General features: G+C 45.8%; 18 protein-coding genes. 4 read left to right on the top strand and 14 right to left on the bottom strand.

All coding sequences use genetic code 11. The features are described 5' to 3' along the window. Nucleotides 1-65: 65 nt before the first annotated feature. A complete protein-coding gene (locus tag CBI30_RS05590; RefSeq protein WP_088527337.1) occupies nucleotides 66-587 on the top strand; it encodes a hypothetical protein in 522 nt (173 codons plus the stop codon). A gap of 85 nt (nucleotides 588-672) precedes the next feature. Here CBI30_RS05590 and CBI30_RS05595 read toward each other — a convergent pair whose 3' ends face one another. Genes CBI30_RS05595 through CBI30_RS05610 form a run of 4 tightly spaced genes read right to left on the bottom strand, consistent with a single transcriptional unit; the run spans nucleotide 673 to nucleotide 3,814 of the window. Continuing rightward, the gene (locus tag CBI30_RS05595) at nucleotides 673-909 is read right to left on the bottom strand and encodes a TIGR02450 family Trp-rich protein (protein WP_088527338.1); all 237 of its coding nucleotides are present in this window, start codon (nucleotides 907-909) and stop codon (nucleotides 673-675) included. Further along, the gene (locus tag CBI30_RS11055; RefSeq protein ID WP_143744365.1) at nucleotides 899-1,201 is read right to left on the bottom strand and encodes a hypothetical protein; all 303 of its coding nucleotides are present in this window, start codon (nucleotides 1,199-1,201) and stop codon (nucleotides 899-901) included. The genes CBI30_RS05595 and CBI30_RS11055 overlap by 11 nt, the downstream gene beginning before the upstream one ends. Before the next feature lie 13 nt (nucleotides 1,202-1,214). Beyond that, entirely contained in the window at nucleotides 1,215-2,798 is a 1,584-nt protein-coding gene (locus CBI30_RS05605; protein WP_088527340.1) for a rhodanese homology domain-containing protein, read from the bottom strand. A 38-nt stretch (nucleotides 2,799-2,836) separates the two neighbouring features. Beyond that, nucleotides 2,837-3,814, bottom strand: a complete 978-nt coding sequence (locus CBI30_RS05610; RefSeq protein WP_088527341.1) for a Bug family tripartite tricarboxylate transporter substrate binding protein — start codon at nucleotides 3,812-3,814, stop codon at nucleotides 2,837-2,839. Nucleotides 3,815-3,967: 153 nt separating this feature from the next. Here CBI30_RS05610 and CBI30_RS05615 point away from each other — a divergent pair, with 153 nt between their 5' ends. Next, entirely contained in the window at nucleotides 3,968-4,156 is a 189-nt protein-coding gene (locus tag CBI30_RS05615; RefSeq protein WP_011903187.1) for a hypothetical protein, read from the top strand. Between the two features lie 59 nt (nucleotides 4,157-4,215). Here the strand turns inward: CBI30_RS05615 and CBI30_RS05620 are convergent, their stop codons facing one another. Then, on the bottom strand, nucleotides 4,216-4,509 hold the full coding sequence (locus CBI30_RS05620) for a DUF1330 domain-containing protein (RefSeq protein ID WP_088527342.1): 294 nt from the start codon (nucleotides 4,507-4,509) through the stop codon (nucleotides 4,216-4,218). Between the two features lie 84 nt (nucleotides 4,510-4,593). On the opposite strand from CBI30_RS05620, the gene mmsB reads away from it, so the two are divergent. Continuing rightward, nucleotides 4,594-5,475: a 3-hydroxyisobutyrate dehydrogenase gene (mmsB, locus tag CBI30_RS05625; RefSeq protein ID WP_088527343.1), complete on the top strand. Its 882-nt coding sequence runs from the start codon at nucleotides 4,594-4,596 to the stop codon at nucleotides 5,473-5,475. Here the strand turns inward: mmsB and selD are convergent. From selD to CBI30_RS05655, 6 genes are all read right to left on the bottom strand, one after another. Beyond that, nucleotides 5,472-6,533 carry a selenide, water dikinase SelD gene (gene selD, locus CBI30_RS05630; protein WP_088527344.1) on the bottom strand — a complete coding sequence of 354 codons (1,062 nt, stop codon included), beginning with the start codon at nucleotides 6,531-6,533 and terminating at the stop codon, nucleotides 5,472-5,474. The two genes, mmsB and selD, sit on opposite strands and share 4 nt — an antisense overlap. A gap of 17 nt (nucleotides 6,534-6,550) precedes the next feature. Next, nucleotides 6,551-7,906: an FAD-dependent oxidoreductase gene (locus CBI30_RS05635; protein ID WP_420812044.1), complete on the bottom strand. Its 1,356-nt coding sequence runs from the start codon at nucleotides 7,904-7,906 to the stop codon at nucleotides 6,551-6,553. 54 nt (nucleotides 7,907-7,960) lie between these two features. Further along, entirely contained in the window at nucleotides 7,961-9,235 is a 1,275-nt protein-coding gene (locus CBI30_RS05640; protein WP_088527346.1) for a DEAD/DEAH box helicase, read from the bottom strand. A gap of 104 nt (nucleotides 9,236-9,339) precedes the next feature. Beyond that, entirely contained in the window at nucleotides 9,340-9,933 is a 594-nt protein-coding gene (locus tag CBI30_RS05645; RefSeq protein WP_088527347.1) for a cysteine dioxygenase family protein, read from the bottom strand. Between the two features lie 21 nt (nucleotides 9,934-9,954). Next, nucleotides 9,955-10,374 carry a YbgC/FadM family acyl-CoA thioesterase gene (locus CBI30_RS05650; RefSeq protein ID WP_088527348.1) on the bottom strand — a complete coding sequence of 140 codons (420 nt, stop codon included), beginning with the start codon at nucleotides 10,372-10,374 and terminating at the stop codon, nucleotides 9,955-9,957. Between the two features lie 16 nt (nucleotides 10,375-10,390). Next, nucleotides 10,391-10,813, bottom strand: coding sequence for a GNAT family N-acetyltransferase (locus CBI30_RS05655; protein ID WP_088527349.1), 423 nt, complete (start codon nucleotides 10,811-10,813; stop codon nucleotides 10,391-10,393). A 177-nt stretch (nucleotides 10,814-10,990) separates the two neighbouring features. Here CBI30_RS05655 and CBI30_RS05660 point away from each other — a divergent pair, with 177 nt between their 5' ends. Further along, nucleotides 10,991-11,572: a hypothetical protein gene (locus tag CBI30_RS05660; protein ID WP_088527350.1), complete on the top strand. Its 582-nt coding sequence runs from the start codon at nucleotides 10,991-10,993 to the stop codon at nucleotides 11,570-11,572. Between the two features lie 91 nt (nucleotides 11,573-11,663). Here the strand turns inward: CBI30_RS05660 and CBI30_RS05665 are convergent, their stop codons facing one another. Genes CBI30_RS05665 through CBI30_RS05675 form a run of 3 tightly spaced genes read right to left on the bottom strand, consistent with a single transcriptional unit; the run spans nucleotide 11,664 to nucleotide 13,596 of the window. Continuing rightward, a complete protein-coding gene (locus tag CBI30_RS05665; protein WP_088527351.1) occupies nucleotides 11,664-11,888 on the bottom strand; it encodes a TOBE domain-containing protein in 225 nt (74 codons plus the stop codon). An 8-nt stretch (nucleotides 11,889-11,896) separates the two neighbouring features. Continuing rightward, a complete protein-coding gene (locus tag CBI30_RS05670) occupies nucleotides 11,897-12,766 on the bottom strand; it encodes an ABC transporter substrate-binding protein (protein WP_088527352.1) in 870 nt (289 codons plus the stop codon). 5 nt (nucleotides 12,767-12,771) lie between these two features. Then, complete coding sequence (locus CBI30_RS05675; RefSeq protein WP_088527353.1) at nucleotides 12,772-13,596, bottom strand: ABC transporter substrate-binding protein; 825 nt, start codon at nucleotides 13,594-13,596, stop codon at nucleotides 12,772-12,774. Nucleotides 13,597-13,670: the final 74 nt, after the last annotated feature.

The raw sequence follows: 13,670 nt of genomic DNA on the forward strand, positions 1-13,670 counted from the left end.
GTATAGAGTTGAAGCGTAGGTTTGTTGATGTGTTAATACTTTAATTTAACCAATGGAGGGGTGTAATGGATAAGAAGGACATTCAAGCATGGCAACAAGAAAAGGCAAAGGAGTTATTTGCCTATTCTCATAAATTATTAGATGCCGCTAAAGATCTGAGCGAGCACCATCTTGCAGAAATTCAGTGGGGCATGAAAAATGCCATGGAGAGTGCAAAATCTGCAGCAAAAAATGATCTGGCCAAATTACGAGATTTGCAAGAGGCCGCAAGTAAAGAAGCTGCAAAACGTGCCGCCGCTTATCAAAAGAGGGTGAAGTCTGTTCTCAAGGATATTGGTGATGATGCTGCCGTTGAAACTGAAAAGCACTTAGAAAAAGTTCGCAGTTCTTTAGTTGGCTGGCTGGAGGATGCTGAAAGCAAATTACCAAACCATGCGGATAAGTTATCTAAAGTGGTTCATGACATGTCTACTGCAGGCCAAAAGATGTTTCAAGAAGGTAGAAAAATTGTGAATCAAGTGGCTGATACTGCAGAAAAGAATATCGAGGAGCACCTCAGAAAGGGCTCTGAAACCAAGAAGAAATAAAGTAATTGCCTTAGTAAATAGAAAAACCCCATTGGCTGGACTTGATGTCCAACTTTTGGGGGTCAGTTCAAGTGCAGGCGGTTTTTTATACCCAGCCCTGAAGCCATACTGCACTATTACTCAATTCACGCCATGCAATCAGCCGGCTTTGCTTATCGATTACGGCCTCTAATTCCACATATTCAATTGCTTTTTCAGGTAGATCTGGAAGTATGACTTTGCTGACCAAAAAGTGCTTCCGCTGATGGGTGGGGTGAACTGCAGTCCATTTACTGAGCAGTAATTTCTTGGGGCTTAGTGGATTTTTCTGTTTAGAGGGCATTGCACTGAAATTCAGTTGTATCGCTGATGAGAAGTCCGCTACTAGGTGAAAATACTTTGCTTGAATCTTTGATCTCAATAGGACACTTTAAATCAAAATAGCTCTGAGGGCCAAGGCTTCCGCAGTAATCATATTGGCGATCCTGAAACTGCATCTGCGCTTTTTTAAGAATCATGGAGGATTTCTCCCCCATGGAATCTCTGCATGACCATGTGGTGTAGGTATCACGACTACAAGCAGTAAGCAGGACTGTCAGTATCAATAGGGCATGAAGTAGGCTTGGTTGAATCATTTTCCTAAGATTCTCACAGAACCCAGAAGTGATGGGTTCCATCCTTACCGAGTTGCTCGACTAAGCCAAACTCCCAATCTAGATAAGCCTGCATTGCTGCAGGATCAACGCTAGTGCCTTCATAGGGACGTTTATAACGATCTAGCGGGAGTGATGCTAAATGAGCGCCCCCTTTTTCGACTTCAAAATCTGCATCTATCCAAGCTTTATTGCCACCGGATAAAACCACAATCTCGGCTTTTGTCAGCGCCTGAATTTCTTTGGCAGCGAATACGGCCAGTTCGCCCGTGGTACTAGTAAGTACATAGCGATCTGATTTTGGTAATTTGGCCATAGCGGTGGCGAACTGTGAGCGTAGTGCAAACCAGCTTCCTGGAATATGCGCTTTCACATAGTTGGCGTGTGTACTTAAGTCTACAAAAGTCGTGCTACTGTCATTTCGAAGCCATGCTGAAGCCGTCTTTGCGTCTACCATTTGTATCTCATTTGCTAAAGGCAGAGCTTGAACCCACACACCTTTTTCTGTCAGGTCTGAAGTTTTGATGCCATCAATGACATAAACATCCCATGCCATCTGTGCAAGCCATGAAGCCGGCATATTCGCTCTAACGCCGCCCGGATCAGACAGGACGATGCGTGCTCCACGAACGGGTGCAACCATTTCTGTCTCTTGCACTAATTGACCGCCAGGAGTCGAGCGAAATCCTGGCAGATGACCAGCTTCATATTCTTCTGGGGTTCTGGGGTCAAAGAAGTAGGTTGTTCGATCAGTTTGGGATTTCCACTCTTGCATATCGGCAAGGCTAACCCGTTTAACCCCAGCCTTGTCGGCAACACTACGTGCTCGTTGAGCAGCTTCGCTTGCGGTACTCTCGCTAACCTCTTTGAATTTTCGACTCTGCCCTTTGTCCAGCTCTTGTCCAGCTAAGGTCCAGCCAATTGTGCCGTTTCGTAAGGCATTCACTTCATTTGGGATGCCCGCATTAATCAATGATTGGGTTCCAATGATGCTGCGGGTCCTTCCTGCGCAGTTAACAATTACTCTAGTCTTTGGATTGGGTGCAATCTCTGGAACACGTAAGACTAGCTCGGCGCCTGGTACGCTAATACCAGTGGGAATGCTCATGGTTTGATATTCATCAAAGCGACGAACGTCCACAACAACAACGTCCTCATGATTATCGATAAGTTTCTTTACTTCTTGTGCGGATAAAGAGGGCGTATGCTTTTTAGATTCTACGAACTCACCAAATGATTTGCTGGGAACATTCACGTCCTTAAATACTTCGCCGCCAGCAGCTTTCCATGCTGTAACGCCACCCTTGAGGACGGATACATCTAGGTAGCCAAGCTCGGTAAGTCGCTGCGCCGCTAACTCCGAATAGCCTTCGCCATCATCAAGCGTCACAATTGGAACATCTTTTCTTGGAAGTTTGCTCAATGCATCCACTTCAATGCGGGACAGCGGAAAATTGGCTGCAAATAAAGGATGCTCTTGAGCATGAGGATCTTCTTCGCGAACATCCAGCAAAGCAATCTCTTCTTTTTTAATCAGTTTGTTTCTGACAAATGCATAATCTTGATTTTTAATCGACATAAATTCTTTTCTTTTTGTTGTAGTTATTAATTTATGTATTAATCTAATTTAGCATTAGATTTCTTCACTACTTCGCTCCAGCGAATAATTTCTTGGTTGATATAGCTTGCTAACTCTGGGCGACTCATTTTAGGTGCCGTGGCCCCCATCGATGCCCAACGCTCTTTGATGTCAGGAGCGGCAAGGGCAATCTGAACTTCTGCACTCATTTTGTCGACTATATCTTTCGGCGTGCCTTTGATAGCCCACATGGCATACCAGCTATAAACCACAAAGTCCTTGATGCCAAGCTCTTGCGCTGTTGGAACATTGGGGAAGGCATCTACACGTTTTTGGGTGGCAACAGCTACCGCAACGAGTTGACCATTTTTAATGAAGGGTGCTGCTCCAGCTAGAGTGTCAAACATCATGTCTACCTGTCCGGCTACCAAGTCTTGTAATGCTGGTCCAGTGCCGCGATAGGGAATGTGGGTAATGAATAATTTGTTTTGCATCTTAAACAATTCACCAGTCAAATGTTGGGATGTTCCATTGCCGGTTGATGCGTAGTTGTATTTGCCAGGGTACTTACGAATTTCTTCCATGATCGATTTCAGATCATTTTTGGGAAACTTCGTTGGGTTCACTACGATCACATGCGGGACGCTTCCAATCAGAGCCACCGGCTCAAAGTCTTTGGTGATGTCATAAGACAAATTGGCGTACATACTCGGTGCAATAGAGTGGTGAACTGCTCCAAGAAGCCAGGTATAGCCATCTGGAGCCATTTTCGCTGCCACTGCCGCACCAACTGTGCCGCCAGCACCACCTTTGTTATCGACGATGATGGAGGTGCCCATTTGGCTGGAAAGCTGCTTGGCTAAAGGGCGGCCAAAAGCATCAACTGCACCTCCAGGTGGGAAGGGGTTAATAAAGGTAATGGGTTTATTTGGAGTGGGCCAGTTGCTCGCTTGGGCGAAGGCCTGCAGGCTAATGAGGGCGCTGGCCAATAAAACGAGGATATTTCTGATTTTCATGTTTGTCTCCGATTTTTTTAGTGTTTTTCTTATTTTGGAGGATTTACGGGATATAAGCGTTATCCCTTATGTAACCCTGCATTTACACTAGTTTTTCTAGGGATATACTAATTCGGCTGTATGCAAATAATTATCTGATTAATAGGAGACAAGATGTCACAACACGATACATTGTTGGCTGCTTTTGAAGCTTACAAAGCGGAAAACGAAAAGTTTATTGAAAAAGGCATTAAGGCATCTGCTGCACGTGCACGTAAAGCATTGCAAGAAATCGCTGGCGCATGCAAAGAGCGTCGTAAAGAAATTACCGCCACTAAAGAGGCAATGGAAGCTAAGAAGTAATTCAAATTACCCCCGAATGAATGCAGCCCGGCTCCCACAAAGAGTCGGGCTTTATTCTTTTAAGATGCAATAGAAAATAAAGTCAGCCTCATCGCTTTGCTACGAATTGCTAACAAATTTAGATACTCTAGACTGTTGGCCCAAGACTGTGAATGTTCTAGGTCCGGAAATTCTAACTCCACAAATGCATTAAAGGGGTCGCACTTTAATTCATTCCAGAGGAAGGAGCTGAATTCTCCTCGAGAGGTAATCTTCCCTTGATACAGGGCTACCGTATCTCCAACTTGACTGCGGTATTCCTCAAAAGCCTCAAGATCGTTTAGCTGAATGAGGCCGATCACTTTAATGGTCATTTTGTCTCCGCGCAATTTATCCTGCTAGTGTATAAGCAGTCTATAGTGAGATATTGGAACTTCACCATCGCATACGAGGCACACATGAAAGTCGCATTTTTAGGTTTGGGTAACATGGGATTGCCCATGGCCCTCAATTTAATTAAAGCGGGCCACCAGGTCAACGGCTTTGATTTGGTTCAGGCGCAACTTGATGCTTTTCAGTCGGCGGGTGGTATTCCCGCGAATAGCGCATCGGAGGCTGCCCTCGATGCAGATGCGATCATCAGCATGCTCCCTGCGTCACGACATGTGGAGGCTTTGTATTTAGGCGACTCAGGTTTGCTTGCTACAGCCAATCCCAAGTCCCTACTAATTGATTGCTCTACGATTTCTCCTAAGATTTCTCAGGTTGTAGCAGCAGTTGCAAAGTCCAAAGGCTTTGCCATGATTGATGCCCCAGTTTCTGGTGGCACCGCAGGAGCGCAAGCCGGAACCTTGACCTTTATGGTTGGTGGAGATGCGGCCGATGTCGATCGAGCCCGTCCATTGCTTGAGAAAATGGGTAAGAATATTTTTCATGCGGGCGCAAGTGGTAGCGGTCAAACCGTCAAGGTCTGCAACAACATGTTGCTCGGTATACAGATGCTGGGGACTAGTGAAGCCTTGCGTTTGGGTGTGGCCAACGGCATGGACCCTAAGGTGCTCTCAGACATTATGTCCAAGAGTTCGGGACGCAATTGGGTTTTAGAACTCTACAACCCTTGTCCTGGAGTAATGGAGAACGTGCCATCTTCAAAAGGGTATGTCGGCGGTTTTGGAGTAGACCTGATGTTAAAGGATTTAGGTCTAGCAACGGAGAATGCTAGCGATCTAGATGTGAGCGCTCCTTTAGGGGAGTTGTCCCGAAAACTATATGAGGAGCATAGCAAAGCTGGCAACGGTCAGCTCGATTTTTCGAGCGTGTTTAATCTTAAAGCGGATTAGAGCGATACCGTTAAATGCTGATCTTGCTTGCTGTTCATTTTCCCAATGACACAAGCACTAAAAAATTCATGTTGTTTAAAGATTTCTAAAACATCATTTACAGCATCTGGGCTGCAGGAGACTAGTAGGCCACCACTAGTTTGCGGGTCGGTCAGTAGCGCTTGCTGTCCAGGAGTAAATTGCTCAGGCAGAAAAACATCTTTTCCATAGCTTTGCCAATTGCGATCTGATGCACCGGTAATCACGCCTTGATCAGCCAGACTCTGAACATTGGAGAGTAGGGGAACTAGTTCCCAGTTGATCTGCGCAGTAAGATTTGATCCCCGAGCCAATTCTAGAGTGTGGCCCGCCAGACCAAAGCCTGTAACGTCCGTCAGAGCATGTACCCCGGGAAGTTTTGCTAGTTCTGGGCCGGCAGAGTTCAGCTTAGTGGTGTTCGCAATCATCTCTCGATAGCCTTCATCATCTAAAAGATCTTTCTTGAGTGCGGCAGACAAGATGCCCACTCCCAGTGATTTTCCTAAGATCAGGACATCACCAGCTTGAGCGGCAGCATTGCTCTTGACTCGTTTGGGGTCAACTATCCCAATAGCAACTAAGCCATAAATAGGTTCAACTGAGTCAATCGTGTGACCTCCAGCAATCGGAATGCCAGCCGATCTACATGCTTCAGCACCACCTTCAAGAATGCGTGCAATCGTCGCATTAGACAATACTTTAATTGGCATGCCTACGAGAGCCAGCGCAAATAGTGGGGTGCCACCCATAGCATAAATATCACTGATCGCATTAGTAGCTGCAATCATCCCAAAATCGAATGGGTCATCAACGATAGGCATAAAAAAATCGGTGGTGGCAACAATCGCCTGAGATTCATTGATCTGATAGACGGCAGCATCATCAGATGTTTCAATGCCAATTAAGAGTTCTTTGGGGAAAGGCAGTTGTGGAACGCTCTTGAGAATCTCAGATAGAACGCCAGGGGCAATTTTGCAGCCGCAACCACCGCCATGCGAGAGGGAGGTAAGGCGGGGTTCCTGGGTAGTTGTATTAGTCATAGAGTGCTTCAGTCAGTTTATCCAAACATATCATCAAACATCAACCCAGCCCACTTGAAGTTCTCTGCTACAAATGCTGCTGAGCGTTGGTTGTAGTCAATTTGCGTCTGCTCGATAATGCCCTGAGCATTGATCTTATAGTCAAATTGCACATTGATTGCTTCTCTTGGGCTGCCATTTACCATCATGTAGCAAAGGTTGTCGGGTAGGCTAACCTTTGGATCCCTACCTGCTAAACGTTCACTGATATAAGCGGCGACAATTTTTCCATGGCGATTAGCAATATGTCCGCTTTTTGGGTAGAAGAGAAATTGTGGGGAAACAATACCTACCGCATCACCGATCACGTAAACACGATCATCTTTTTTCAAGGTCAACATCTTGTTATCAACATCTGCCCAACCAGTAGCTTTGCCTTGGGGATTTATACCAATGCCGTCAGCCTTCCAAACTAAGTCGCCAGCTTGATGGGGCGCCATCAAAATAGCATGGTCAAACTTCATATCTCCAGCGGCAGTTTGGATGCGCTTATTAAATGGATCAACCTTTTGAATATGGGCATTAGGAACATACTCGATGTAGTCCTTATAGAGCTCTCTAAATGCCTGCTTAAAGCCCGGTCCGATAGGGCGAACATCATCTTTGTGATCCAGGATGGTAACTTTTGCCTTGATCTTATTGGTCTTGAAATACCAGGCGATCATGCAGGCTCGCTCATATGGAGAGGGCGGGCAACGTTGAGGTGGAGGGGGTAGTGTCATTACCCAGTCGCCGCCCTTAAAGCTATGCAATGCACGTTTTAGGTTGAAGTGTTCGCTATTAGGAATATAAGCCGCCGGAAAGCGCGCTTTAGTAGCGTTTGCAGTCTCACGATCATCACCAAACCAAGCCTCGTAGTTGTAGCGAATACCAGGTGCAATAACGAGGTAATCATATTCAATGGATCCCTGGTTTGTGATCACATTGCGGGAATCACGATTGATGTTCAGAATCTCACATTGAATAAATTGATAGCCGTACTTTTGGGAGACCTGTAAGTAATCCTGAATTAAGAAGTTGGTATCCACCATATCAACCAACCACTTGTTACTGATTGGGCAAGAGAAGAATACAGGGTTACGTTCAAGTAATACCACCTCAGCCTGCGGAGACATCTTGCGAAGGTATTTGGCAGTAACCGTTCCGCCCCAACCACCACCAGCTACCACAATGCGTGGCGCTTTACCTTTAGGCATTAATACTTTTTCTGGATTGCCAATAAAGAAGGGTGTTGCAATTTTTGATGTCTGATTAGTCTGTGCTGTTGAGCACCCTGCAAGGTATGCGCTAGCACCTAATGCGGCAGTTGTTCCTAAAAAATTACGACGATTGATTTTCACAGCAAATCTCTTTGTTCATGGATGATGGTTATATTGTAAGGAGCTACTTTATCGGTTAAAACTGCGCTTTGGCGGGCTGCTGCGCTTAGCTGCAGGCTTTCCACCACCACTACCACCGGCTGGACGGGGTTTTTTAGATTGCTGATGTTGTTGGCTACGCAATTGAATCGGTTGTGCCACTGCGTTGGGGTCTGGCTCAAATCCCGCAATCACTTCCTGTGGCAGTTTTTGCTTGATGAGTTTTTCAATATCTCTGAGCATTTGATGTTCATCAATGCAGACTAAAGATACTGCAACTCCGTTAGAGCCCGCTCTTCCAGTTCGACCAATGCGATGCACATAGTCTTCTGATACGTTTGGTAAGTCGTAGTTCACAACATGGGGGAGTTGATCAATATCGATACCGCGTGCAGCGATATCCGTAGCAACTAAGACGGTAATTTTTCCATCTTTAAACTCTGCCAATGCTTTGGTGCGGGCACTTTGACTCTTGTTGCCATGAATCGCCATGGCGGTAATTCCATCTTTTTCTAATTGCGTCACTAATTTATTGGCACCATGTTTAGTGCGAGTAAATACCAGCACTTGATGCCAATCATTTGTTTTAATGAGATGCGCCAGTAAGGGATGCTTCTGAGTTCTGTCGACTGGGTGAATCAATTGAGCAATTGCATCATTAGTGCTATTGCTGCGAGCCACTTCAATCAATGCGGGGGAGTTGAGCAAACTATCAGCTAAAGCCTTAATCTCGGTAGAGAAGGTTGCTGAGAACAGCAAGTTCTGACGTTGCTTAGGCAGTGCAGCCAAAATCTTTTTAATGTCGCGCAAGAAGCCCATATCTAACATGCGATCGGCTTCATCAAGCACGAGGATTTCAATATTGGCAAGAGATACACAGTTCTGAGACATTAAGTCTAGTAAGCGACCAGGTGTCGCTACCAAGATATCGAGTCCTGCAGCAATTGCTTTGATTTGTGGGTTGGCGCCGACACCGCCAAAAATTACAGTGGATTTGAGGTCGGTATATTTTCCGTAGGTAACTACGGATTCTTGTACTTGAGCGGCTAATTCGCGGGTGGGAGTCAAAATCAACACACGTAATTGACGTTTACCACCGGTCTTTGCGGTACTGCTTAAACGCTGAAGAATCGGCAGGGTAAAGCCAGCAGTTTTGCCGGTGCCTGTTTGGGCTGCGGCAAGTAAGTCACCACCCTTTAAAACTGCGGGGATAGATTTTTCTTGGATGGGGGTAGGGCTTGTATAGCCTTCCTCGCTAATAGCGCGAAGAATGGATTCTGATAAACCGAGATCTGTAAATAACATAAGGGCCAAATAAATATTGGCCCGTATTCAATTAAACGACTGTCCCGGCCAATGGGGTGAGCTGCCACACTTGAAGTGTTTGCAGAAAGAGGCCTTATTTTAAGCTATGAAGCAGGATTGCCGGCTGTATTCCAGAGGTTCGGGGTTGCCGTGTTGGCATAGCCAGAGATAAATAATTTTTCAATGCCGGTAATGGGGTCAAAAACTGCCCGCTCAATACGTCCAATATTGCCGCCATACACATGAATACTGATGGAGGTTTGATCGCTCAAATCATTCTCCACCACGTGAATATCGTGTGTTTTGGGAGACACCGTTGCCACTTGCCCTGGTTTGAAAACGAAGGACTCCTCTGCTGTGTAACTGCCATCCGCCTGTTGGTAATAATTGGCGCTTCGTTCTTGCCCTCGAAGCTGACCGACCATTCCCCAGACGGTATGGTTATGCAGTGGTGTTTTTTGTCCAGGGCCCCACACAAAGCTGACCACTGAAAAACGATCCAGTGGGTCTGCATATAGCAGGTATTGCTGGTAATAATCAGGGTGTGGTTTGCAGAACGCTTCTGGCAACCAGTCATCTGTAGCTATTAAGCTTTCTAAAAGCTTTCTTCCATTAGAAAAGATGAGCTCTTCACTTGGATGCATCTCCAGAAGTGTAGCGAGACTCTTTACAAATATTAGTAACTTACCTTCTTTCATGAAAGCCCCTTAGATATATGATTATTGATCAGCAACAAAAAGCCAGTCAGGCAGGCCCTTGGGTTTAAGGGTTGTGGTATCAACGCAAACAATGTGGAGGAGGGCACTAGCAATCAGCTCTGGCTCAGCGCCCTCAGTAATGCGTTTAGCCGTTTGCTTGACGGCAATTTGGGTGCGACCTCGATGTTCGATGATTTGATCGATGCTCAGAAGATCGTCTAAGCGCCCCGGCCTATGAAAGTTCATGGTGATTTCACGAACTGGCAACAGAATGCCAAACTCATTGATGAGTTTAGTGGGACTCAATCCTCTTTGCTGAAGCCATTCGGAACGACTTCGTTCAAAAATCTCCAAATAGCGAGCGTGATAAACGAATCCTGCAGCATCTGTATCTGAGTAGCAAACGCGAAATAGAAAGGGTGGATTGGCTAATTGGGTCATGAGTAATGAATAGCTTTTAGATAGTTAGGATCATATCGCGATGCGCAATACCCGCTTCATCATAGATGGCGCCCTTGGCGACAAATCCAAATTGCTCATAAAACGGGATGGCTGAGAGCTGAGAATGCAGCTCGAATTCAGTAATACCTTGGGATTTACCGTTCTCAAGTAAGGCACAGAGCAATTGCCTGCCAATCCCTTGTCTTCGATATGCTGGCAAGACCGCCATCCGACCGATTCGACCCTGATGCCCTGGTAAGGCAACAAGTCGGGCGGTTCCAATGCAGTCCAATCCCCGGTACGCTAAGGCGTGCTGGGCAAGGGGGTCGAATTCATCGAGCTCCATTGCCTCCGGAACCCCTTGCTCCTCAATAAAGACCGCTTGGCGGATGGGGTAGGCATCCTTTTCTGCTTCCTGCCAGGGTTTAATCAATATCACGGTATCTATCTATCAAAGGCGGGGATGGGGTGTCTAGCGCTAATGTAACAAATTGAACTTGTCTGAAGCATCAATATTAGTCTTAAGGCTTATCAGTAAGGCGCTTCATGGTTAAAATGGATTCGCGGTTCCGGCAGTTTGGTACCCCCTTACATAAACCTTTATTTAGGAGTTATTTTGAAGAAATCTTTACTTGCTGCATTAATTGCTTCACTTGGCTTGGTTGCTGCAAACACCGTGTTTGCTCAAGCTCCAGCAAAAATGTTGCCATTGGCAGCCGAAGCGATCGTATTGACTGCTACTGTTGATTCAGTGGATTTGAAAAAGCGCATCGTTGTTTTGAAAGATGCTAACGGTAATTTGGCTCAAATGAATGTATCCAAGCAAGTGAATGATTTGGATAAAGTGAAGAAGGGCGATGTATTTGTAGTTGAGCATGCTCAAGCGATTGCTGTTGGTTTGATCGCTGCACCTAAGGATGCTAAACCAGGCGTTTCTGGCGTACGTTCAGTGGTGATCTCTGGTAAAGGTTCTGCTAAGCCATTTGAAGAAACTACAGATACTGTTTATGCAACAGTCAAGATCAGCACAATCGATGCAAAAACTCGTGTTGTGACTTTCACATTGCCTTCAGGCGAGAAGCAAAAAGTGAAAGTGGATCAAAGCGTTTTAGGTCTTGAGAAATTCAAAGCTGGTGATGATGTCATAGTTGAGTTTGTTGACGATACAGCGATTGGTTTTGTAACACCAAAGAAGTAAGCATTCAATACTTTCAATTCAGTACTGCAAAGTGCTGAAGTGGTAAATAAAAAGGGCCCGCATTGCGGGCCTTTTGCATGACTATTACAGATTAAGCGTCTTTAGCAATCATCACATCAGAGGCTTTCACTACGGCCCAAGCGTGATCGCCTACTTTGAGTTGAAGTTCATCAACAGCTTCGTTGGTAATGGATGCAGTAACAATGTGACCGCCACCAATATCTAATTTCACATGAGAAGTAGTTTGACCCATTTTGAGTTCGACCACTTTTCCGCTTAATGTATTGCGGGCGCTGAGTTTGACTTTAAGTTCCATGATTTTTCCTAGTGGACATATTGTTTTGCGTAAACAGCATCATTGTAGAGGGCTTCTTTGTATTGAGCTTTCCCGTAGTTGCGAATGATGGCTTGACCTTCATCAGAGGCCACAAATTGAATGAACTTCGCAGCGGTATCGCGATTTTCAGTGGCGCCTACTGGTGCCACCAAAGCATCATAGGTATTGACTAGGTAAGGATCACCGCGATATAGAATCTGCAATTCAGGAGCGACATTCTTCTCCGCCACCCAAGTACTGCTATCGGTCATGAAGTAGGCCTTATCCGCATTCGCCCTCTTAAGAGAGGCTGTCATAAAGTCATTGGTCACGATGTACCAGCTTCCCTCAGGTGTAATCCCCGCTTTTTTCCAGATATCCATTTCTTTCTGGTGAGTGCCGGATTTGTCACCTCGGGAGATGAAATTAGTCTGTGCCTTGGCAATCTTTGCGTAAGCATCTGCGCCGCTGCTAGCGGATTTGATCTTGGCTAAATCCGCCTTTGGGCCGACAATATAAAACTCGTTAGAACCAATCAACGTCCTACCGGTCGCCCATCCTTCAGCAATGGCCTTGTTCACTCCCTCAGGCGCATGCACCATGATCATGTCAACCTGTTGTGTTTTCAGCAGGTTGAGGGAGGCACCACTTCCAGCCTTGATCCACACTAAGCGCGCGCCTTCCTTTTTATCGAAGGCTTCGCCAAGTTGTTGCAGAAGACCTAATTCACCAGGACTGCCAGTTGCCAGCTTAAAAATCTTGGCACCTTGCCCATACGTGGCTTCAACTTTAGGATTGGTTTGTGCGACAGATGCTTGCATGAATATGCCAATCAACAGAGTGGAAAGTAGCGCGCTGAAAAAGTGAGGATTTCTCATGCTAATTATTTCCTTGCATTCGGGAAGAAGAGTTGCTCGCCACCAATTTGATAGCTAGCAATGACGTCTTGACCATTCTTGGAAGTAATCCAATCGATAAATGCTTGCCCTTCTGCTTTTTTCACATGAGGAAACTTAGCTGGGTTAACCAGCATGACGCCGTATTGGTTAAACAGTTTTGGATCGCCCTGAACCAAGATCACTAAATCACCACGGTTCTTGAAGGAAAGCCATGTAGCGCGATCAGCCAAGATGTAGCCATTCATTGCGGATGCAGTATTCAAGGCTGGACCCATACCTGAGCCAGTTTCTTTGTACCAAGTGAGGGTAGGGGCAACTGCTACGCCAGAGTCTTTCCAGTAACGCAACTCTGCTGCGTGAGTACCGCTTTTATCACCGCGAGATACGAATGGCGCTTGAGCAGTAGCGATTTTCTGAAATGCCGCCTTGATATCTCTTCCACCGGCAATTTTTGCTGGATCAGATTTTGGCCCAATCAGCACGAAGTCGTTGTACATCACCTCAACCCGTTTGGTGGCGTAACCTTCGGCAACAAATTTCTCTTCAGCGGGTTTGTCATGTACGAATACAACGTCAGCATCGCCACGGCGACCGATATCGAGGGCTTGTCCTGTACCAACGGCAACTACCTTTACTTCAATGCCAGTCTTCATTTTGAAGATTGGCAATATGAAGCCAAAAAGACCAGATTGCTCTGTGGAGGTGGTGGAGGACACCACAATACTTTTCTCTTGTGCAAAAACTGGACCGCTCAATAGCGTTAATGCTGTGACAGCGGATAGCAAAATGCGGGTGATCGTGGATTTCATCTGAGTTCGATTCCTTAAGAATGTTCGGTTAACATTTGTTATCTTACAAAACATGAATATGCAAAAAATTACAT

The sequence above is a fragment of the Polynucleobacter aenigmaticus genome, assembly GCF_002206635.1.
Taxonomy (GTDB): Bacteria; Pseudomonadota; Gammaproteobacteria; order Burkholderiales; family Burkholderiaceae; genus Polynucleobacter; species Polynucleobacter aenigmaticus.